General features: G+C 50.0%; 16 protein-coding genes. 4 read left to right on the top strand and 12 right to left on the bottom strand.

The window, feature by feature from the left end; translation table 11 throughout:
- Positions 1-34 precede the first annotated feature (34 nt).
- From KEF85_RS05425 to KEF85_RS05415, 3 genes are read right to left on the bottom strand one after another with little or no spacing between them, the layout of a single operon-like run.
- A complete protein-coding gene (locus tag KEF85_RS05425; RefSeq protein ID WP_215583706.1) occupies positions 35-448 on the bottom strand; it encodes a hypothetical protein in 414 nt (137 codons plus the stop codon).
- Positions 411-956, bottom strand: a complete 546-nt coding sequence (locus KEF85_RS05420; RefSeq protein WP_215583699.1) for a nucleotidyl transferase AbiEii/AbiGii toxin family protein — start codon at positions 954-956, stop codon at positions 411-413. The genes KEF85_RS05425 and KEF85_RS05420 overlap by 38 nt, the downstream gene beginning before the upstream one ends.
- Positions 949-1,656 (bottom strand): type IV toxin-antitoxin system AbiEi family antitoxin domain-containing protein, encoded by a 708-nt coding sequence (locus KEF85_RS05415; RefSeq protein WP_281413690.1) that lies wholly within the window; start codon positions 1,654-1,656, stop codon positions 949-951. Before KEF85_RS05415 ends, KEF85_RS05420 begins: the two co-directional genes overlap by 8 nt.
- Before the next feature lie 562 nt (positions 1,657-2,218).
- On the opposite strand from KEF85_RS05415, the gene KEF85_RS05410 reads away from it, so the two are divergent.
- Both KEF85_RS05410 and KEF85_RS05405 read left to right on the top strand, forming a co-directional pair.
- Positions 2,219-2,575, top strand: coding sequence for a UPF0175 family protein (locus KEF85_RS05410; protein ID WP_215583695.1), 357 nt, complete (start codon positions 2,219-2,221; stop codon positions 2,573-2,575).
- A complete protein-coding gene (locus tag KEF85_RS05405; protein WP_215583693.1) occupies positions 2,566-3,048 on the top strand; it encodes a PIN domain-containing protein in 483 nt (160 codons plus the stop codon). Before KEF85_RS05410 ends, KEF85_RS05405 begins: the two co-directional genes overlap by 10 nt.
- Positions 3,049-3,425: 377 nt before the next feature.
- On the opposite strand, the gene KEF85_RS05400 is transcribed toward KEF85_RS05405, so the two are convergent.
- The 3 genes from KEF85_RS05400 to KEF85_RS05390 all read right to left on the bottom strand — a co-directional run bounded on the left by KEF85_RS05400 (position 3,426) and on the right by KEF85_RS05390 (position 7,966).
- Positions 3,426-5,630: a CHASE2 domain-containing protein gene (locus tag KEF85_RS05400; protein WP_215583691.1), complete on the bottom strand. Its 2,205-nt coding sequence runs from the start codon at positions 5,628-5,630 to the stop codon at positions 3,426-3,428.
- Positions 5,631-6,371: 741 nt separating this feature from the next.
- A complete protein-coding gene (locus tag KEF85_RS05395) occupies positions 6,372-7,040 on the bottom strand; it encodes an HAD family hydrolase (RefSeq protein ID WP_215583689.1) in 669 nt (222 codons plus the stop codon).
- Positions 7,037-7,966 (bottom strand): hypothetical protein, encoded by a 930-nt coding sequence (locus tag KEF85_RS05390; protein WP_215583687.1) that lies wholly within the window; start codon positions 7,964-7,966, stop codon positions 7,037-7,039. The genes KEF85_RS05395 and KEF85_RS05390 overlap by 4 nt, the downstream gene beginning before the upstream one ends.
- Before the next feature lie 520 nt (positions 7,967-8,486).
- Here KEF85_RS05390 and KEF85_RS05385 point away from each other — a divergent pair.
- Positions 8,487-10,037, top strand: coding sequence for a Re/Si-specific NAD(P)(+) transhydrogenase subunit alpha (locus KEF85_RS05385; RefSeq protein ID WP_215583680.1), 1,551 nt, complete (start codon positions 8,487-8,489; stop codon positions 10,035-10,037).
- Positions 10,038-10,067: 30 nt separating this feature from the next.
- Positions 10,068-11,438, top strand: coding sequence for a Re/Si-specific NAD(P)(+) transhydrogenase subunit beta (gene pntB / locus KEF85_RS05380; protein ID WP_246535050.1), 1,371 nt, complete (start codon positions 10,068-10,070; stop codon positions 11,436-11,438).
- A gap of 181 nt (positions 11,439-11,619) precedes the next feature.
- Here pntB and KEF85_RS05375 read toward each other — a convergent pair whose 3' ends face one another.
- From KEF85_RS05375 to KEF85_RS05350, 6 genes are all read right to left on the bottom strand, one after another.
- On the bottom strand, positions 11,620-11,766 hold the full coding sequence (locus tag KEF85_RS05375; RefSeq protein WP_215583676.1) for a hypothetical protein: 147 nt from the start codon (positions 11,764-11,766) through the stop codon (positions 11,620-11,622).
- A gap of 32 nt (positions 11,767-11,798) precedes the next feature.
- Positions 11,799-13,016, bottom strand: coding sequence for a hypothetical protein (locus tag KEF85_RS05370; protein WP_246535049.1), 1,218 nt, complete (start codon positions 13,014-13,016; stop codon positions 11,799-11,801).
- 85 nt (positions 13,017-13,101) lie between these two features.
- Positions 13,102-14,700 carry a coiled-coil domain-containing protein gene (locus KEF85_RS05365; RefSeq protein WP_215583674.1) on the bottom strand — a complete coding sequence of 533 codons (1,599 nt, stop codon included), beginning with the start codon at positions 14,698-14,700 and terminating at the stop codon, positions 13,102-13,104.
- A gap of 601 nt (positions 14,701-15,301) precedes the next feature.
- On the bottom strand, positions 15,302-16,582 hold the full coding sequence (locus KEF85_RS05360) for an IS4 family transposase (RefSeq protein WP_281413707.1): 1,281 nt from the start codon (positions 16,580-16,582) through the stop codon (positions 15,302-15,304).
- 204 nt (positions 16,583-16,786) lie between these two features.
- Positions 16,787-18,223 (bottom strand): TolC family protein, encoded by a 1,437-nt coding sequence (locus KEF85_RS05355; protein ID WP_215583672.1) that lies wholly within the window; start codon positions 18,221-18,223, stop codon positions 16,787-16,789.
- Positions 18,210-21,386: an efflux RND transporter permease subunit gene (locus KEF85_RS05350; protein WP_215583670.1), complete on the bottom strand. Its 3,177-nt coding sequence runs from the start codon at positions 21,384-21,386 to the stop codon at positions 18,210-18,212. Before KEF85_RS05350 ends, KEF85_RS05355 begins: the two co-directional genes overlap by 14 nt.
- Between the last annotated feature and the right edge of the window lie 16 nt (positions 21,387-21,402).

The raw sequence follows: 21,402 nt of genomic DNA, 5'->3' as shown, positions 1-21,402 counted from the left end.
TATACCAACCAATTTTTTACATAAAAACTAGAATTTAACCTCTAGAAAGCAGCATTTCCAATTTTTCACATTGTAGCGCAATTTTTTTTGGATTTCTTTGTTTCAATTTTTGTAAATTCAGTAACTTCCATCGAATGGCTGGTAATTCATAAAGATGATCAAATGGCATCAAGCTCCAATCTGGCTCAGATTTCCCCAAAGAAAATAAAAATTGTTTATGCTTATCAGAAAGTAAGGATGGCAAATCTGCAATTATTTTCTGCTGCGTTTCTATCAAAGCAACAAGACTAACTTCATCTCGTGCCATACCTGAAAACTCATTATCATAAGCCACCTTCAATGACTGGGTATGAGGAAATAACACTTCATGGATCGGTCTATTGTGCCCGGCCAGATATACGACAAAACAATCAATGCATTGCTGTGTCGTTCCAAATTTGTCCAGCATTTTTTGCACGTCCAAAGATGTCTCTAGGGTGTTGTCTGTCCATAGCAGCAACTAATTTGCTGCCATAAAGCTCATCAGTGTTTAATACCGGTAACAAAATATTTTCTGAAAAAAATATTTGCGTTTCTTCCGTTAAGTTTTTTTGCGTTACAGGCAGCGCTGTTCCACGAAAAATAAAGTTCATTTCAACTTTTACACCAACATTACCATTATCTATGAATAACTTTACTTCATCCCCGGAATGTGTAGTCGAGGTGTTAACATTATATCCTCTGTTTTCGAGTTCATATTTAGATTGAGTCAGGCTATCGCGAATTAAATTCAACGCTAAAACTCTATCCAGTTTTCTATCGATAACTACCGCATCAATATCAACGGACAGGCGTGGCATATCTTGAATGAATAAATTAATTGCGGTACCGCCTTTCATGGCGTAATTGCCGGACTTAAATATTGTTGGCGCAACATCTAAAAGCAGTCGTACTGTTTCAACATACTGCTTATCCATTTCGTAAATCCAATCTTTCGCCCGTTTTTGTTTTTGCCACCCATCGCTTACCACCACCTAGCCTCAAACAATGTTTTTTCGCCAATTCTTTCCAGGGCAAATCAAGATCCTCTGCTAACTGATAAGCTAAGCGCGCTACTTTGATACGGTTAACGTGGAAAAACAAAACTTCCAGCTTGTCTTCGCGCAAATTTCGGGTATTTTCCAATAAATTGTTAACCAGTTCTAAAGATGCATTTTTACCAGCATCACTTAATAGTTCAAGCACAGCTCTTTCTTTAGTGGAAACCAGCACTTTATCGGTGTTGTCGTGTAATGGGCTTAACCCGTAATTTAGGGGGAGTGCGTCATCAAAAATCTGCGTCACTTGCGTACGGCATGGGTATTCAGTGGTTAACCAATCCGGTAACTTCAACGGGGAGATGCTCCACAGTTCAATGATCTCTTTAAAGACAAGATTGTGCCGAACCCCGTGCCAATCCAGAGCTGTTTTACCACCAACATGTATATTTGAAGATAAAGAAAAAATGTAATTCAAACATGCTGCTTTGCTTAACTTGTCGCCAGGGAGCATATAAGCCCCTCTACCTAGACGCAGCAACCAACCGTGCTTGGCCAAATAAGAAGCATGCTTGGGCGACAACCCATGATCAGACAAAAAAGCAGTCGTTAGCGGCATGCCTCTTGGAAGAGTGCGCATAAGATTTTTGAATGAAAAATTATAATTAGATCTTGTCATACAGGAATTATAGGATTTTTTTCATTCAATGCAAAAAAATAAAGTCATTAGTCAAAACTTGACAGACTTATCCTACCGATCAGGTTTCAATCGTTTTTCCTACATGTTACAAAAGCTACAGGTTCCGGAGTTTACTGACTATATCGTTGGTTACCATTATTTCAGGGTTTGCAAAAATGTTTCCGCGGTCAATATGGCGAAAAAAATGTCGGCCAGACAGAGTAAATCTTGATCGCTGATGAGCAAAACATTTGCCTTTCCGGCCATCGCCAGTTGCAAAAAGGGTATGTCAGGGGTATAGCCGTCATTATTGCCTACAGGCTGATGTCCGCTTGGTTACCCAGTTTTTGTCTGAAAGACTCGTATGCGTTTGCTGCGGCCTCTCCTAGCGGATTGCCGGGTTTGTGGTGCAGCCAACACGTTTCGATGGATAGCATGATGACGCAGCTTAGGCAAAAAGCAAGGCCCGACCCTACCATGCTTTATCAACAAGTTGCGTTCCTACTAAGCGTGGACTACACTATTGTTTTTGATTACGGTGCCGGTTATGTATGCAACCAATGTACGAAACTTAAAAAAGAATCCGTCAGAAGCGCTGCGACATGCAGAGCAAGAGCCTGTCTTGATCATGAAAGGCAATGAGCCAAATGCAATGATATTCAATTTAAAAACTTCTTTGGCCGACATCAATGAACAGCTAAAACCGGCATTAGCTGCCAGTTTGTTTAAAGATCGCGTGCTGTCCCTAGGGGCTGCTGCGCAAATGAGTGGACTAAGCTTGTCTGAATTTATTGATCACTTAAGCCAACTGGATATAGATGTTGTGCTGGCCGATCGGCAAACCAGTCAGGAATTAGAGATACTGAATTCGTGCTTGTAATCATCGCTGATGCCGGGCCGCTAATTGCTTTGGCGAAAGTAGATCATTTACATTTATTACCAAAGTTGTTTTCACGAATTACCATTACCCAATCCGTAGCGGAAGAATGGCTGGGTAATCATGCAAAAGATGCTTTATTAATTCGGCGGGCGCTTGAAGACGGTTGGTTACAAAGCGTGGCTAACCCTGTTTTTAAGCATCCTTTGTCAAAGAGTCTAGGGCTTGGTGAACAATCCAGCATCGAATTGGCCCTACAGTCGCCTAATAAAACAATATTGATACTGGATGATGGTTTAGCTCGAAAGCAGGCTTTGCGCAAGCAATTGAAAATCATCGGCACCGCAGCCATATTGTTTGCCGCGCAACGTAAAGGATTGGTTGAAGATGCAGAGGGTGTAATAGCACAACTCAATCAAAGCGGTTATCGAATTTCTGCCAACGTGGTGATTCAATTAAAAAATGGCATGCTATGACTGCAAGCTGTGTTGTGGTGATTGATCGGTTTCAGCTTGATTTCAAGCAACATTGTCTTGGCAGCGTTTCATTAAATTCGGCGAACATTATGCAAAAGGAATATGAGTCTTTTGGGCTAGTTTTTCGGTTTGGGCTATGGACAATTTCCCCGCCAAAAAATCAGCTTGTTTGCTTGGCGTACCCAATAAATCCATAAGCGCACAATAGTTAGGCCGCATTGATCAGCAGCCCAACGCAATACACTTGGCGATATTTGCAGGGTTTCCATTTTTTAATTAAAGGTCATTAGTCTTTATAAATCAATTATAGAAGGAATGGTTAAATCTATCAAAGCTATTGTCAATAAATGCCTGAAACCCCTAAACCAACCTGCCCCTCACTTCACCTCCCAAACAAACACCCCGCTCCAATTCGGCGCGGGTGGATGAGTGCGGAAATGGCTGATGCGCTGTCGATACAGGCTATAAAGCTTATCGCCTGGGTTTTGGTTTTGCAGGTTGGTGAAAATTTGTTCGGCGGCAGCCCAGTTTGCTTGGCGGTAATGTTGCAAGGCGGTGTCGAGCTGATTTAGTTGCTGGAGCAGTTGTGGGGTGGCCTGTTCCAGGGAACACAGGGGCTGGTATAGGGTGATGGGGATTTGTTTGCCTTTGACGGTGACGGTGTCCAGTTCCCGGTAGATAAACTCTGGCGCTTGTTGTCTGGTGGCGGCGCTGACGATGATGGCGGCGCCATAGCTGCCGGTCAGGCCTTGCAGGCGGGCAGCCAGGTTGACGGCATCGCCCATCACGGTATAGGCAATCCGAAAATCCGAACCCATATTGCCGACACTCATTTTGCCGGTGTTTAAACCGATGCCGATGTCGATGGCCGGCCAGCCGCGCTGGTTAAATTGGTCGTTGAGTGCCGGCAGCAGCGCGATCATATCCAGCGCAGCGGCGATGGCGTGGCGGGCGTGGTGAGGGTCGGATAGCGGCGCGCCCCAGAAGGCCATGACCGCATCGCCGATGTATTTGTCGATGGTGCCGTGCTGATGGTGGATGGCGCGGGTCAGCGGCGAAAAAATTTGATTGATCAGTTCGCACAGTTCGGCGGGCGGCATGGTTTCGGCGATGCCGGTAAAGCCGCGCACATCGGCAAACAGTACGCTCAGCTCCCTGGATTGACCGCTCAGACTGTATTGCCGGCCGGATTCCTGCATCTGCGCCACCAGTTCCGGCGCCACATATAAGCCAAACCAGCGGCTGAGCCGGTTTTTGCGCTCAGTGGTGCTGATATAGGCACACACCGCTTGGTTGGCGAACAGCAGGGTCAACAGCACTAAGGGGCTGGCCGGCAGGCAGTCCCAGTGCTGGATCTGCCAGAAATACAGATTGCCGCCGATCAGCCCGGCCAACAGCAGCAGCCAGCGTCCGGCATTGGCCAGCGGGCTGGCATCGCGGAACAGCATCAGGCTGAGTAAGCCGATAAGCAGGATTTGCAGGGCTTCCAGACCCGGCAGAAAATCGGGCACATATTTGAGTTGCTGATCCAGTAAGCCGCTGAGAATATTGGCCTGAATTTCCACACCGGGAAATACGTTTTGCACCGGGGTGCTGCGTAAATCCATCAGCCCGGCGGCGGTACTGCCCACCAGCACGATTTTGCCCTTGAGCTGGCTGTCGGCAATCGTCCCGGCCAGCACATCGCTAGCGGCATAATAGGCAAAGCTGGGGTATCTGCCCCGATAAGGCACCAGTACGCTGCTGTCGGCGGCAGTGGGAATGACTTGCTGCTGCAGGCGCAAAGCCGTCAGATTGCTGCCGGCACTGCTGAAAGCCGGTAGTGGCGCACCCAGCAGCCGGCGGTAAATCGCCAGACTCAGCGCCGGGTAGATTTGGCCCTGATAACGGCTGAGCAGCGGAATGCGCCGGAATACGCCATCGCTATCCACCAGCGGATTATTAAAGTAGCCGCCATCAGCTGCCGCCTGCTGCACTAGGGCCAGATTGCCGCCAAAACCGGCGGCGTCCGGCAACTGGCCGGCAAACGCCCAGTCGCGGCTATCGGCCCAGGCCCCTGGTAAGGCTTGCTCGGGATGACGGGTAATTTCGCGGCTGGTAAAAAAACTCAAAATTACCGGCCGGTTTTTCAGGCTGGCGGCAAAGATGGCGTCATAATCCAACTGCGGACGCAGTTTGGTCAGTGCGGTCTGAAACGGCTGATTGGCGGCCAGAGTTTGCCGGGCCAGTTCATCCAGCGCCGCCAGCGGCGAGGTGTTGTCGGCTTCGGCAAACACTACATCAAAGGCTAACAGACGGACTTGGTAGTGATCAAACAGGGTATCGACCAGTTGCGCCAGACGTGGACGCGGCCAGGGCCAATGGCCTAAGGCGCTCAGGCTTTTTTCGTCGATATCGACAATGACGATGCGCGGATCTTGGCTATTCGGCAGGGTGGCGCGTAAGCGCAGATCATAACCCAGTTGATCCAGACGCTGTAACACCGGGATGGGTTGATAATGCAGGGTGTAAGCCAGGCCGATCAGCACCAGCAGGCTGTGCAGGGTATAGCGGAATGCCTGTAAAAAACTTAGCGTTTTCACCGGGCTTCAAGACTGGGCTGGCATTGGCTTAATTACCGCCACGATGATTAAGGGCGATAGCCGGAATTGTTATTCTGGCCAAAAATGAGTTGCTGTCATTCACTGTCTTGCTCCGTGCCGGCAACAGCGGTTAGTCTGGCATTTTGGGTTGAGACTGTAATTTAAGCCTGTGAGTTATTGTACTGCTATTACCTGTGGAATTGTATGCTTGTTTTGGGGGGTAGCTTTAAGTAGTAAAGATCATTGACCGCCAGCACAAAAGTCAAGTCGCGGCCTTTGGTTTATAAAGAAAAATGTGCGGTCTGGTCGCTAGGTGCGCATATAATTGGCTCTAAATAAAGATTGGTGCTTACTTTTTGGAACGTTGGCGGGTTACGATGCGCGAGCAATGCAAAACCAAAACATCGTTATCAACTCGCATCTAACCCGCCGCTACGACACTACCGCTTATCACCAAATCAACTTAAATTAACGCAAACAAGGCCTTGATTAATCGATGTTATCTTGGACTTAGCGGTCTACATCCTCGATTCCGCTTTGCTGCATCGAGGCTACACTTGGTTTTTGTGTTGTTTAGCGGACTATTTTAGAAGGTCCGTAGCCTCGATGCAACGGAGTGGAATCGAGGGATACACCGCGTAGCCATTATCAAAGGAAAGACTGCAGCTTTACATTTTTTGCCCAATACAAGACCGCAGCCTTTATATACGGGATTGATAATGTGATTGCTTTTCAGTCCATTCAGGCTTGCAAAGCCATTTTCAGCATGTCGGCAGCCTGTTCCAGATCGGCGACCACGGCGAGTGCGCCTGGGCCGGTGGTGGTGGTGGTGGCTTGAGAGGGGATGTAGATGCAATCGGCTCCGGCGGCTACAGCGGCGCTAAGGCCGGGTAGTGAGTCTTCCAGTATCAGGCAGTCTTCGATGCTGACGGCCAGTTTGGCGGCTGTGGCTAAAAACACGTCGGGACGGGGTTTGCCGTGCTGGACATCGTCGCGACAGCTGATCACGCTAAACACCTGGCTCAGTCCAGCCAGATCCAGACAATACAGGGCATCGCGGCGTTTGCTGTTGGTAGCCAGACCAAACGGCAATTGATAATTGCGCAGCATCTCCAGCAGGGTGTAAAAGCCTTTTTTCACCGGTATGCCGTGATTTTGCACATGCAGTTGCCAGTAGTGGCGGCTGAGTTGCTTAAATTCCTGGCAATCAAAATCCGCGCCGAACTGTTCCAGCAAATAGCCTTCCAGGCTGTCAAATGCGGCACCGGATATGGCGGCCAGTTCCACGGCGGCGGGGTTGTAGGCCAAGGCCGATAAGGCTTGTTGCCAAGCGTGCAGATAGGTGGTTTCAGTATCCAGTACCAGGCCGTCCATATCAAAAATCACGGCTTTATAGGCTTTGAGCTTCACTGAAGCACCTTGATGTATTCGCCCTGGGCTTCGCGGTTGGAACCGACCACGATGCGTTGCAGGCCTTGTTCGTCTACCTCAAGATTGCCGGCCACTCGGATGCGTTCGCCCAGCCGGGCCTGACCGGTATAGGTGGCGGTAAAGCTGACGACGCTGCTGATTTCTTCATGGTTGATGGTCAATTCTGCCGGATAATCATAGCTGTATTCATCGGCGGTGACTTCGGCTTCCAGAGTGATCAAGCCCAGTTTTTTATACTGTTGCTGACTGACTTTGCCGACCCCTGCCACCAGGGCTAAATCAAATTTGCGCTGGTTGATGATGGCTTTGTTGAATTTGCGCTGTTCATGCCAGATATATTCGTCCAGGGTTAAATCGCAGGCCCGGCGCTGGTAGGCAGTCAGCCAGTCGCTGTTCTGCATGGCCTGGCATTTGTTGCGGGCGATCAGGGCTTGCACCCGGCTGCGCAGTTGCTGGAACAGATTACGGTCATAACAAATCAGATCGATATCCGAGGCGTGGTTTTGCAGACCCAGCAATAGCGAACCGGTGATGCCGATCTGATTTAAATCCACGCCATCATCTTCTAACAGTTTGCACAGCAGGTGCAAATCGCTAAGTACCGAGTCTGTGGCAGGTGCCGCCAGTAATTCCTGGAGTTTGGGCCGCGGTGAATAATGGCGAATGATGTCCGGGCGCGGCACGGCATGCAGCGGGGCATCGAGTTGCGCGGAGTTGAACAGATATTGCGGGTAATGGCTGGCCAGATATTGGTTGGCATCAGCAGTGGCCACCTTGCGCCATTGCCCGTCCAGCAGGGCGTAACGCAGGAAACAGCGGATTTTGCCGTCTTCCACGCCATCTGCCACCACAGCAAAAATTAAACCGGGTTCCGTTTCTATAAAATCTTTTACTCGATATACCATGATGGGAGTCTCTAAAAATGCTAAAACGCCCGCTCCACATTAACAGATTGGGATGATCATCGGCCATGCCCGCATTGTACTGCATGTTGGGCGGGGTGTGGGATGGTGTTAAACGCGATTGATGCGCCTCGCTATCCTATAAGCCATAAAGCTTGCTTTAAACCGATGCGTGCTTGGCTGCGATTCCTGGATTCAGCTGCGCTGCATCCAGGCTACGGCTGGATGGCGGGCAGCAGCTATTTGCTTTATTTTTCGCCGCTGCTATCTAAATCAGTCATATTCTTCGCCTAAATAAAGCCTGTAAATTCCGGGTTTTATTTTAATTGCGGTGTTTTATAGAAAAAATTTGAAAAATATAGACTAATCTCATATTCTCAACGCCAAGTTTTGGATTTGCCCGCCACTGGCGGCTTTAAGCAAATCAGGGCTTATGGTTGGCACATGCGCCGGTCTGTGACTGGTCATGATATGTGACAGTGCTTAGGTTTTGCATCTCAGCCCCCTTCCTACAGGAGAAAACATGAAAATCGGTATACCCAAGGAAAATTATCCCGGCGAAAAACGCGTCGCGACCACGCCGGAGGCAGCAGATAAGCTGCAGAAACTTGGCTTTAGCGTGTATCTGGAAAGCGGTGCCGGTGCGGCTGCCGATATTTCCGATCAAGCTTATCAGCAGGCGGGTGTGACTATCGTTGATTCCGCTGCGGCGCTTTGGCAGGAGGCTGAGATTATTCTGAAAGTGCGGGCGCCGCAAAACTATCCGGAACTGGGCATAGATGAACTGGCGCTGGTACATCCCGGCCAGGTTTTGATCAGTTTTATCTGGCCGGCGCAAAACCCCGAACTGTTACAGGCACTGGCCGCCAAACAAGCCACGGTTCTTGCTATGGACAGCGTGCCGCGCATGTCCAGAGCCCAAAAAATGGATGCCTTGAGTTCGATGGCCAATATCGCCGGTTATCGGGCCATTATTGAAGCCGCGCAACATTTTGGCCGGTTTTTTACCGGGCAGATTACCGCTGCCGGCAAGATTCCCCCCGCCAAGGTGCTGGTGATTGGTGCCGGTGTGGCCGGTCTGGCGGCGATTGGTACCGCCAAAGGCATGGGCGCTATCGTCCGGGCTTTTGATACCCGTCCGGAAGTGAAAGAACAAATCGAAAGTATGGACGCCGAATTTTTGCTGCTGGATTTCAAGGAAGACGGCTCCGGCACTGGCGGCTACGCCAAAACCATGTCCAAGGAGTTTATTGAAGCGGAAATGGCTTTGTTTGCCCGTCAGGCCACCGAAGTGGACATTATTGTCACCACGGCCTTAATCCCCGGCAAACCGGCCCCGGAACTGATCACCGCTGAAATGGTGGCCAGTATGAAACCGGGCAGCGTGATTGTTGACCTGGCCGCTGAACAGGGCGGCAACTGTGCGCTGACCGAAAAAAACCAGGTGGTGGAAAAAAACGGCGTCACCATCATTGGCTACACCAATTTACCCAGCCGGCTGGCCAATCAGTCCAGTCAGTTATATGCCACCAATTTACGTCACCTGCTCACTGATTTGTGCCCGGAGAAAAACGGGGTGCTGGATGTGAATATGGACGATGAAGTGATACGCGGCGCGACCGTGATCAAGGAAGGCGGGATTACCTGGCCGCCGCCACCGCCCAAATTGTCGGCAGCACCCAAGGCCGCCACCTCGGCGGTTGCTGAACAGCCTGCGGCAGAAACCAAAAAATCGGTCATTGCTCAATGGCTGCCCTTGCTGGTTGGGGTGGTGGCTTTATTCAGCGCCGGTGCGGTGGCTCCGGAATCGTTTCTGGCCCATTTCACGGTGTTTGTACTGGCCTGTTTTGTGGGATATCAGGTAATCTGGAATGTATCGCCCTCGCTGCATACGCCTTTGATGAGCGTCACCAACGCCATCAGCGGCATTATTGTGATCGGTGCGCTGGTGCAGGTGTCCGCCCCACTGGAGATTATTGAAATCTTATCCGGTTTGGCCATTTTAATTGCTTCTGTCAACATTGCCGGCGGGTTTTTAGTTACCCGCCGCATGTTGGAAATGTTCAGGAAATAGGGGAATCACATGTCACACGGTTTAGTCACAATGTCTTACATTGCTGCTTCCATTCTCTTCATCCTCAGCCTGAGCGGTTTAAGCAAACAGGATACTTCGCGGCGCGGCAATTATTTCGGCATGGCCGGGATGAGTATCGCCATTATCGCTACGGTGTTGGGCAATAATGTGCATAGTTACGCCATTTTGCTGGTGGCTTTGCTGATCGGCGGCAGTATCGGGGCGCGGGCGGCAGCCAAGGTGGAAATGACCCAAATGCCGGAACTGGTCGCCATCATGCACAGTTTGGTGGGTCTGGCGGCGGTGCTGGTGGGTTATGCCAATTTCATGGACACTACCTCTACCCTGGTGGGTGTGGAAAAAACCATTCATGAGCTGGAAATTTATATCGGTATTTTTATCGGGGCGGTAACCTGCTCCGGCTCGGTGATTGCCTGGGGCAAGCTGTGCGGCAAAATCACCGGTAAACCGGTGTTGCTGCCGGCCCGGCACTGGCTGAATCTGAGTTTGTTTGTCCTGACTTTCTTTTTTGGCCATTTGTTTCTGGTCGGCAGTGAAACCGGCGCAGCGCTGATTCCGTTACTGGTAATGACCGGCATTGCTTTGGTGTTTGGGGTACACATGGTAATGGCGATCGGCGGTGCGGATATGCCGGTGGTGGTATCCATGCTGAACAGTTATTCGGGTTGGGCCGCGGCAGCGACCGGGTTTATGCTGAATAACGACTTGCTGATCGTCACCGGCGCCCTGGTGGGCAGTAGCGGTGCGATTCTGAGTTACATCATGTGCCGGGCGATGAACCGGCATTTTCTCAGCGTGATTGCCGGGGGCTTTGGTACCGCCAGCGGTGCGGCAGCGGCAGAAGTGGAAGGCGAGGTGTTTCCGATTGATGCCGAGGAAACCGCGCAGTTGCTGAAAGAATCTAAAAACATTGTGATCATCCCCGGCTACGGCATGGCGGTGGCGCAAGCTCAGCATACTGTCAATGAAATCACCAAGCTGTTGACCTCGCAGGGCAAGAAAGTGCGGTTTGCCATTCATCCAGTGGCCGGACGCATGCCGGGACACATGAACGTACTGCTGGCGGAAGCCAAAGTACCTTACGATATTGTGTTTGAAATGGAAGAAATCAACGAAGACTTTCCGGATGTGGATGTGTCTATCGTGATTGGCGCTAACGACATCGTCAACCCATCAGCGTTGGATGACCCTAACAGCCCAATTGCCGGCATGCCGGTGCTGGAATGCTGGAAAGGCGCAACCACGATAGTGCTGAAACGCAGTATGGCGTCTGGTTACGCCGGGGTGGGTAATCCATTATTCGTACATGAAAACACCCGGATGCTGTTTGGTGATGCCAATGACCGCTTGCAGGCTTTGTTGAAGGCGTTACAGGCTTGATAGTCCTGGCCTGTGGGGGAAGAGGATTCCACACAGGCTAATCTCGAATAGGGTCAGAGTGGCTAAAATTTACCCCTTTTTTGGTCTTAAAATATAGGATGTGCTGAACGGAGTGAAGCGCATCAATCGCGACAGATGCGCCTCCTTGCGTCGGCACTTCCTATCAATTTAAGCCCTTGTTTTAATTAAAGTCTGCCGGCTTTACCAATTCCCGCATAGCCGGTATCTCAAGTTCAATATCTTCACTACCCGGCAAGGCTAATAAATCGGCAATTTTGCAGCCACGGCCACCAGTGAGTTTTTGGTATTCATCGAACGTCAGTAACACATGGGCAGGACTTTAGCAGCCATGCATATACCCTATTTAGCAATGGTAATAGTGGGGGCACCGACTCTGGGTAGTTCGGCCATGGTCATCTGGAAAATTTGCGCCAGCACCCGGAAGGCAGTTTGATTCCAGGCCGGATTGCTGGCTTGTTGTACGGCATAATATTTATCCCGGTATTGCACTGCCAGATCGGGGCTGGCCGGGGCGTTATCGGATTGGGCGATGGCAATTACCGAAACCGGGTTTTCGGTTGCCTGCGGGGTTCTGGGATCGGCGGCGACAGCTATTTCCGGTTCGGTGGTGATGGTGCGACCGATGAAATACATGATATTGCTGAAACTGCGCAATCGGAATTTGCCATGCAGCGGATATTCACCACCGGGAAAATCGGCACGAATATCCACCAGGATTTCGTTGGGCGCATTTTTTTCGGCTTCTTCATTGAGTTGCACCCGTTCGACATTACTCAACACCGAAGGATCATAATTGGTTAATACGGTGCGGCCGATAACCTGTTTAGTGAGTTTATAGGCACCGGCTTCGGCCGCAGCGCTGATTTCATATTTGGCTTCCAGGGCTGGAAAAGCCGCGGCATCCAGCCCAGCCTGGGGTAAGGTCCAGTGCTGTTCAAAAATCAGTGGTTCGGCATAGAGCTGATCGCGGTTCTGAATTGAGGCCAGATGCAGGGCAATGCGCCGGAAGGTAGCGTAATCCTGCTCATTGCGGGGCCGGTTGTGGTAAACCCCGTCTTTGTTTTGGGTACGGAACTCCAGGGTTATCAGACGCAGCAACAGATTGACATCGATGTTTTGCCGCAACAACAGGGCCAATTTCTGTTCCGATAAGGGGGTGAGCATGCGCTGGGTAAATTCTTCACCTTGCATGGGCACGATGCTGATGGTGGGATTTTCCGAAACGCTGCCGCCGAATAGCGGCATTAACAAACCGCCGCTATTGCCGGCCAGGGCCGGGGTGGCTCCGGCATTGGCCTGAAAATTAAGGGTGGCGGCGATATTGGAGATGCCGGAAAAATAGATGGGCTGATTGAGGCTGGCTCTGGCAATATTCAGCAGTAACTGCTTGGAGACCACATCGGATATCGACTCATTATAGGCCAGCGCCACATGATCCAGCGCCATAGGCGAAAAACAGCCGGACAGTGCGCAGGCGGCAGCACACACCACCGGTAAACTCCAGCGTGACAGCTGGTTTAGCCGGTGGCGGATATAATGCTGTGCGTACCCTATCATGACTATCCTAAAAGAGGCTTAAGCAGCCGTCAGGATAACATCTGCGCTATCCGGCGTGGGCATAAAACCTGCCCACGCCACGGTGTTAACGTTTCAGTTTACCGAGCAAGCCTTTTAATTTGGTGGAGCCGGTTTCAGCCGGCTCAGCTGGAACTGCGCTTGGCTCAGCCACGGGGACGGCAGGTTCTGCTTCCGAGGCTACTTCTTTTGCTGGTTTTGCGGCTTTAGAGCCTAACAGACCTTTAAATTTACCGCCTAGGCCGGGTTTAGCTTCTGCTGCAACCGGCTGGGCAGCGGGTGCTGCTTCAATAACGGTTTCCGGTGCGGCTTGGGCTTCCGGTTCGGCTGGCGCGGCAGCATCGGCGGGCGGGCCTAACAGACTGTCCAGTTTACTGATTTTTTGCCGGGCATTACTGAATATTGCGCCAAATTTACTGGCTTCCGGCTTGGCGGCGGCACTGGCTTTGCTGCTGGGCGCTGCGGCCTGAACCGGGGCGGGTTCCGGCTCGACTACCGGCGCGGCAGGGGTTTCTACTACCGGTGGGGCTGGTGGTTCCGGCTGACGAATGGCGTCATAGTGAGCGGCGGCCTGATTGATTTCTTGATTTTGCGAAGACCGCGAGCCCAGTTTTTGATCCAGCAAGTCGATTTTCTGTCTGGCATTGGCGAACAGGGATTTGAATTTACCGGCGGCGGGAGCTGGGGCTTCCGCTGCTGGGCTTGGCTCGGCGGCCTGGACAATTGCCTGCTCCATCACACTGGCGGCAGGGGTGATCACTTCAAGCGGTTTCACCGGTGACGTCTGTTGTGGAACAGGCGGGGCTGGTTGAACCACTGGTTCGTCAATAACAGCACTAATGGTCGGCTCGGCAGTGGCGGGTTGTGTAACTTCCGGCACTACCGGGGCTGTGGCGACAGCCGGGGTAATTGGCGCAGCCGGTTGTTTACGCCATTCCAGCGCCTGCTGTTCCAGTTCGGCCAAGCGTAGTAAATTGGTTTGGTATTTGGCTTCAATGGCGGCGATACGCTGCTGGGCGCTATCTTGTTGCTGTACCAGAATCTGGTCGTGTTCGGCCAGTACTTCTTCCAGTTTGTTGATCTGTTGTTTTTGGTTATCCACCCGCAGTTGGGCGGCTTGCAGTTGTAATTCCTGTTCGGCCAGTTTGGCGGTTTCGGTTTGCAGCGTCTGTTTTAATTCCCGGTAGGCATCTTTTTCGGCTATCAGGCTTTCCGATAACTGTTTAACGGCAATACTGAAACGCTGCCATAGTTGTTCCAGAGTCAAAGCCGGATTGACGGTTAAGCCTTGCTGCCCCAAAGCCGGCTGTGCGGCCAGTTCCAGGATGTTTTCGCTGAGCAGAGTGCTGAGTTCGGCAATCCGGGTTTGTAAACCACCGGCACGCAGGCTTTCCTGTTCCAGTTGCTGGTTTAGCAGCGCCTGTGCTTCCTGTAATTGCTGAACTTGGGCCTGGACTTCAGTCAGTTCGGTTTGAGTTGTGGTGATAACCTGCAGGCTTTTGCGGTTGCGCCGATTCAGAGAACCGATACGGAAACCGTATAATATGGCGGTGACTAACCAGACACTCAGCGCCAAAGCACCGGCATACAGCGGATTTTCCAGGGTAAATTGGTAGAACTGCAGCCACTGAGCCTGGATCAGGGGCAAATATTCTTCGAATTGCATACAAATTATCCTTGGTGAATAGTTATAGTTATTTTTAAAACTAGGATAGCTTACTTATTGGTAATAGTTGCGGTCAGCCATAACATTTTAACGGTTACAGGGCTATACCAAAATCCAGGTTGGGTGTTTTCACTTCGTGCTCAGGGGAATCGCGACAGCGAAACGCCAAACAGCCGCGAAGTTTTGGTGGATTGCCTGGCGGCGAATCCACCCTACCTGGCTTTGGTTAACATCTATCCACAGCCCAGCGGGCGCAACTCCAGATTAAAATGGGGAATATACACATTGCCAGGCTTATCGTCAAAACATCTGCAGTCTGGCAAGAGAGAGACAGATCCGCCCTGCCCTGCGGCAAGGCGAATCTTTATAGTATGCGCCAATAATATATTGGCAAATTTATAGGTCGCTCCCGTTGTTTTAGCGCGTCGATAATGGGACATGGTTGGTCTATTGTTTATAGGTTTTCACGCGTGGGCACAAAAAGCGTGTGCCCCATACGCATCAACTTTAAAAAACAATCGTTATTTATTAGTATGTTATAAATGCTGATGAATTACATCCTTTCAATCCCGCTATGCGTTTGATCTGTGCTCGTCCCCCTTTATGCATAAGCGCACCTAAGTTCTATCCGTTGACAGGTGTTTAGCGTTTTCTTTCGCTTATTCATTGAACAGCCATGATCGAACCTGTCCGCCAGTTCTTTTAGAAAGTTAGCCAATGTTTCCAGATCATTCATGCATTTGGCTAAACCCGATGATTGCTCCTTAATCATTTGATTGCCTTTGACTAGACTACGATCAGGCTTTTGCCAGAGTCCGGTCAACACAATCCAGTGCTGAAAGATGATCGCTAGTAATTTGGCATAGATTTCACAGAGTATACGCTCCGGTTTTTCACTGCGCGAATGTCCTAGGCCGCTATGGGATTTCCACAATTTAAAAATCAGCTCAATTTGCCAACGAACACCGTACATGACAAAACAGTCTTCATGGTTAAGTTTTTCAGGTTCGACATTGGTGATCAGTATATTCCAATCACACCCGGCAAGGTTCGCTTCGCTAGGCATTCTGCTGTGCTTTCTGCCGTTATTCAGCATTTTTGCCCGTCGCCGACCCGCCTCTTCCGCCGGTAATTTCCAGAATAGCATTCGTACAGTCAATTGTTCCTTGACGCCCACTTTGACCGCGATTTCATTTCGCATCAGTCCTTGTTTGAGTAAGTTTAGACAGTGACTACTCAAGTTTATCGGGTCACCGGCCATTGAAAAAACTTGCGTACCGGGTTGCAGGCGAGAAATCCAATATTCACCTCGTTCAGCCTGTTGTTTCATGCGTCCTAGATTGAAATAGCCCAAATCTTGTATGCGTAGACTCCCTTTTTCGTAAACAGACTCGGCGACAGGGCTACGGCTGTCCGAATGGCGGCCCGGCAACAAGTTAAAATGGATTTGCCCGGTTTTTATTTCCAAGTTCGTATCAACCTTAATGGCAGCTTTGCTCGCATTCTCGGAACCGCCGACCCCGGGCCAAATCGTCTCCAATTCAGTGGGTAAAGCAACGGTGCTGCAATCCGCAAGATAAATGGCCGGAAAGGGTTTTAAAATACCAGCGTCCACTTGCACACTCGCAGTCACAACTTGGGCAAGAGCTGTTTCCAAAACACGTTTCATCAATTCGCAAGCCTCTTGGGTGAAGCGCTTGTCCAACCCCTGAGCGCTGATCTTTAATCCATGAGTATAGCCGGCTCTAGCCAAGCCTTCGACTGACGGTGTGAAGTACTGCATCCAACCAAAGATCAACGTTTTCACAAAATTAGACCCCGTGATTTTACGCTGGCGTTTGATGAATCCCTCTTTGGCGAGTTCGTTAGACTTAGTGGTCAGAACAAACTGCAGGGTTTGCGCCAGCCTAAAAAAATTTCCATTTCGAATATTAGTTTACAAGTAAATAATATCTATTTTATCATATGGTTAAACAGTATATTTCGCCTAATTTATACTAAGTTGATGCGTATGGGGCACAAAAAGCGTGTGCCCACCCTACACCTAGGTATTGGCGAATAACCGTTTTAGTCCATTACCACCCTGTTACTGCCGCCAGCCGCCACCCAGCGCTTTATACAAATCCAAGGTGGCGTTGATTTGCTTTTGTTTGGTTTCAATGATGTCTTTTTTGGCGTCCAAGGCGTCTCTTTGGGTTAATAATACATCCAGGTAGTCGGTGCGCGCGGATTTGAATAACTGGGTGGATACATCGATGGATTGCACCAGTGCGTCCACCTGTTTTCTTTTTAATTGATAGTTTTTGTCGAGATTATCAATGTTGGAAACTTGATTTAATACCTCTGTGTAAGCATTGATGATGCTTTGCTCATATTCGTATGCTGCCTGAATTTGGTGGGCGTTGGCATTCTTATATTCCGCGATAATGGCGTTTTTATTCACCAAAGGCGCGGTCAAATCCCCGGCGATGGAAGCCGCCAAAGATTCCGGTGTGTTAATCAGATACTTAAGAGCAAACGCATCAAATCCTATCCCAGCTCTTATGCCGAAGGAAGGATAAAAATTAGCCCGCGCCACATCTATGTTTAATTTCGCCGCCGCCAGCTCCAGCTCGGCTTGTCTGATATCCGGTCTGTTTTTGAGTAATTGCGAGGGAATACCGACATTGAGAAATTTCGGTTTCATTTCCATGAAGCCCTTGGAGGCGCGCTGGATAGGCTCCGGGGTTCGACCAAGTAAAAAGTTGAGGCGGTTTTCCACCACGGTAATCTGCTGTTTTATTTCAAAGCGTTTACTTTGGTTTTTTGCCACTTCCGCTTCATAACGTTTGATGGCTAAGGTGCTTGATCGAGCAAAAAACTGCAGTTGCTTGACGATCTCCAGCCCATTTTGTTGAATGGTGATGTTTTGCTCCAGGTTCTCAAGCTGATTGTCCAGGGTAACCAGTTCGTAGTAAGCATGTGCTACTTCGGAAACCAGATTGGTCAACACGAAGTTTTTACCCTCTGTGGTAGCCATGTACTCAAAGACCGCCACCTGGGTGGCGTTTCTGAGTTTTTTCCAGACGTCGATTTCCCAACTGGAAAACAGGCCGAACTGATAATCGCCGACCAAAGTTGGGAAGCCCTGATTGGCCAGCGGCAGGCTGTCTTCCACTGCACCGTTGCGGGTGTATTTGCCGACTTTATCCCCTCCCGCTGAGGTACCAACGTTGACAAACGGCAAATAGGCCCCGCGCCGGGCTTGAATTTCGTTTTGCGCGGCATTGATGCGCTGCATAACGATATTGATTTCCTTGTTGTTTACCAGCGCTATATCGATCAGGCTGGACAAGTAGGGATCGTCGAAAAACTCCTTCCATTTCACTTCGGAGGTATTGGCCTGCTCTGCCAATTCCGGCTTAAACTGATCGGGCAGGCTGACCTGTTCTTTTCTGGGGGTCAAGTCGGGAATGCCGCAAGCTTGCACGATCAGCCCCATCAGTCCCAGCATCATAAGATGTAAAGTTTTAGTCTTTTTCATCGTCTGCACCATAGTGATAGGTTTCAGTTAACGGATCCAGTTCTTCGTCTTTAATTAATGATTTTCCTTCGATCATTTTGGCAAAGATGTAATAAAGTCCCGGAATAAGAATCACCCCAAATACGGTGCCGAACAACATGCCGCCCAGCGAGGAAGTACCGATGGTGCGGTTGCCGACTGCGCCCGCGCCGGTCGCCACCACTAAAGGTATCAAGCCTGCGATAAATGCGAATGAAGTCATCAAAATCGGCCTGAACCGGGCTTTAGCGCCCTCAATCGCCGCATCTTTAACCGACATGCCCTGGGCCTGCTTCTGCACGGCAAATTCAATAATCAATACCGCGTTTTTGCCGAGCAAGCCGATTAACATCACCATCCCCACCTGGGAATAAACATCATTGGCCAGGCCCAAGGTTTTTAACAGCAGGAACGAACCAAAAATACCGGCGGGTAACGAAAATAACACGGCTAAGGGCAACAGAAAGCTTTCGTACTGGGCGGCTAACACCAGGTATACGAACACTAACACTATCACGAAGATCACCATGGCTTCATTGCCGCGGGCTGCTTCGTCAAACGACAGACCTTCCCAGCCTATGTCAAAACCGCGCGGCAAAGTGGCGGCGGCAACTTCCTGAATGGCTTTGATCGCGTCACCAGAGGTATAGCCCTTGGCCGGCACGGCACGGATAACCGCTGAATTGTAGAGGTTGTAACGGGTAATTTCGTTGGGGCCTTGGGTTTTCCGCATGGTCATGAAGGATGAGTAAGGCACCATTTTGCCCTCATCATTTTTCACATAGTAGTTCAACACGTCCGAAGGGAAGCGCCGGAATTCAGGCGAAGCCTGGGCGTAGACTTTGAAAAAGTTGTTGAAGCGAATAAAGCCTTGTTCATAGGTACTGCCTATCATGATATCCAGGTTATTCATGGCTTTGTTGATGGAAACCCCTTTTTGCATGGCCAGCTTATTGTCGATCACCAATTCGTATTGCGGGAAATTGGCCGCATAAAAGGTAAACAATCCGCTTAACTCCTTGCGCTTGCGCAGTTCTGCCATAAAGGCCTGGTTAATTTTGTCAAACGCCTGATAGTCGGTGTCGGTGGTCTTATCCAATAAACGCAAAGCCATACCGGATGCCGCACCGTAACCTGGCACTGCCGGGGGTTCAAAAAATTCTATGATGGCGCCAAAGTCATGGACTTTTCCCTCCAATTCCCGGATCACATCCTGCACGGAGTTTTTACGCTCAGTCCAGTCTTTCAGGTTGATAATACAGGTACCGGCATTGGACCCGCGTCCCTCGGTCAGCACTTCATAGCCGGCTAAAGAAGAAACTGATTGCACACCTTCAATATTGCTGGCTACTTTTTCCAGTTCCTGAGCGACTTTATAGGTTACCTCTATGGTTGAACCGGGTGGCGTCTGAATAATGGCATAAATCATGCCCTGGTCTTCACCCGGAATAAAACCGGAAGGCAAGGTTAAATTGACCGAATAGATGCCGAAGCAAAACCCACCCAACACCAAAATGGTCAGGATACGCCGGGTGACCACCACATCCAGCAATTTCACGTAACGCCCGGTGACTTTTTCAAACAATCGGTTAAAGGCGTCAATAAAAATACTGATCGGCGTTCTGCGCTTTGGTTGGCCGTGGGTATTTTTAAGGATCATGGCGCACAAAACCGGGGCCAATGATAAAGCGACAATGGCGGAAATGATGATGGACGATGCCATCGCTATCGAGAACTGCCGATAAAATACCCCAACCGGCCCGCTCATGAAGGCAATGGGGACAAACACCGAGGTCATGACCAGGGTGATGGCAATAATGGCACCGCCGATTTCACCCAATACTTTTCTGGAAGCCACATAAGGGCTGCAATGTTCGGCTTCCATCTTGGCATGTACCGCTTCGACCACCACAATCGCATCATCGACCACGATCCCGATGGCTAACACTAAGGCAAACAGGGTAATCAGATTAATGGACAGCCCGAACGCCGACATCACCGCAAATGCCCCAACCAGCGAAACCGGTACTGCCAAGATTGGGATCAAGGTAGAACGCCAGTCACCCAGGAAAATAAACACTACCAACGATACCAGCACGAAGGCTTCTGCCAGGGTATGCAGAACTTTTTCGATGGAAGCTTCCACGAATCTGGATACATCGTAGTTGATTTCGTAGTCCATACCCTCCGGGAAGGATTTTTTTAAGGATTTCAATTTTTCCTTAACGTCCTCGATCACCTTTTGGGCATTACTGCCATAGTTTTGCTTAAGCACGATGGACGCAGAAGGCAAGGAATCCTTATCCGAGTAAATGTTATAAAACTCGCTATTCAGATCGACCCTGGCGATATCTTTAAGCCGCAATATCTCGCCTTTGGAATTGGCCCGGATGATAATGTCTTCATACTGTTCGGGTTTGTTGTAACGGCCTTGATAGATCAGCACATATTCTTTGGATTGCGCGGCAATCCCGGTACTTTGGCCTAATCGGCCCGGCCGGCCAATAATACTTTGAGTTGATACGGCTTCCATTACTTCGTCTATCGAGACGCTATAAGCCCGCATCCGATCCGGATTCAACCAAATTCGCATCGCATATTGGCGACTGCCCAATATTTGGGCTTGGGCAATACCAAACACCCGCTGAACTTCCGGAATGACATTGGCGTAGGCATAGTTAAATAAAAATTTTTCGTCGGCGTTTTTGTCTTTGCTGTAAAGGTTGACGTACATGAGCATGCTGGGCTGCACCCGATTGACGATTACCCCTTCCAATTGCACCAAAGTGGGTAGCCGACTCATGACCTGATCCAAGCGCGTCTTGACGTTAACCATGGCAATATTGGGATCAACCCCCAAGTCGAACAGCACTTGAATAGTGGATTCACCGGCGCTGGTCGCAGCAGACACCATATATTTCATGCCGGGCACGCCGTTGATGGCCCGCTCGATGGTGATCAGCGACGACTGCACCAGTACATCGGCGCTAGCACCCGGAAACGATAAGGAAATCGTGACACGGGGCGGAGCAATATCCGGAAACTGGGAAATGGGCAAGGACATGATCGACAATGCCCCCATGAATAAAAACAATAGCGATAACACGATCGCCATTACCGGTCTTTTGATAAAAATATTAAACATAATTATTCACTAATGA

It is taken from the genome of Methylomonas paludis (assembly GCF_018734325.1).
GTDB lineage: Bacteria > Pseudomonadota > Gammaproteobacteria > Methylococcales > Methylomonadaceae > Methylomonas > Methylomonas paludis.
The sequence above is the reverse complement of the archived record's forward strand: the minus strand, read 5'-3'. Positions and strand labels throughout refer to the sequence as shown.

What these genes read in the sequence shown, in the direction of transcription:
- KEF85_RS05390 (WP_215583687.1), bottom strand. Translation starts at nt 7,966, where the DNA reads ATGGTATATCGAGTAAAAGATTTTATAGAAACGGAACCCGGTTTAATT.
- pntB (WP_246535050.1), top strand. Translation starts at nt 10,068, where the DNA reads ATGTCTTACATTGCTGCTTCCATTCTCTTCATCCTCAGCCTGAGCGGT.
- KEF85_RS05350 (WP_215583670.1), bottom strand. Translation starts at nt 21,386, where the DNA reads ATGTTTAATATTTTTATCAAAAGACCGGTAATGGCGATCGTGTTATCG.
- KEF85_RS05355 (WP_215583672.1), bottom strand. Translation starts at nt 18,223, where the DNA reads ATGAAAAAGACTAAAACTTTACATCTTATGATGCTGGGACTGATGGGG.
- KEF85_RS05385 (WP_215583680.1), top strand. Translation starts at nt 8,487, where the DNA reads ATGAAAATCGGTATACCCAAGGAAAATTATCCCGGCGAAAAACGCGTC.
- KEF85_RS05370 (WP_246535049.1), bottom strand. Translation starts at nt 13,016, where the DNA reads ATGATAGGGTACGCACAGCATTATATCCGCCACCGGCTAAACCAGCTG.
- KEF85_RS05420 (WP_215583699.1), bottom strand. Translation starts at nt 956, where the DNA reads ATGGATAAGCAGTATGTTGAAACAGTACGACTGCTTTTAGATGTTGCG.
- KEF85_RS05425 (WP_215583706.1), bottom strand. Translation starts at nt 448, where the DNA reads ATGCTGGACAAATTTGGAACGACACAGCAATGCATTGATTGTTTTGTC.
- KEF85_RS05415 (WP_281413690.1), bottom strand. Translation starts at nt 1,656, where the DNA reads ATGCGCACTCTTCCAAGAGGCATGCCGCTAACGACTGCTTTTTTGTCT.
- KEF85_RS05365 (WP_215583674.1), bottom strand. Translation starts at nt 14,700, where the DNA reads ATGCAATTCGAAGAATATTTGCCCCTGATCCAGGCTCAGTGGCTGCAG.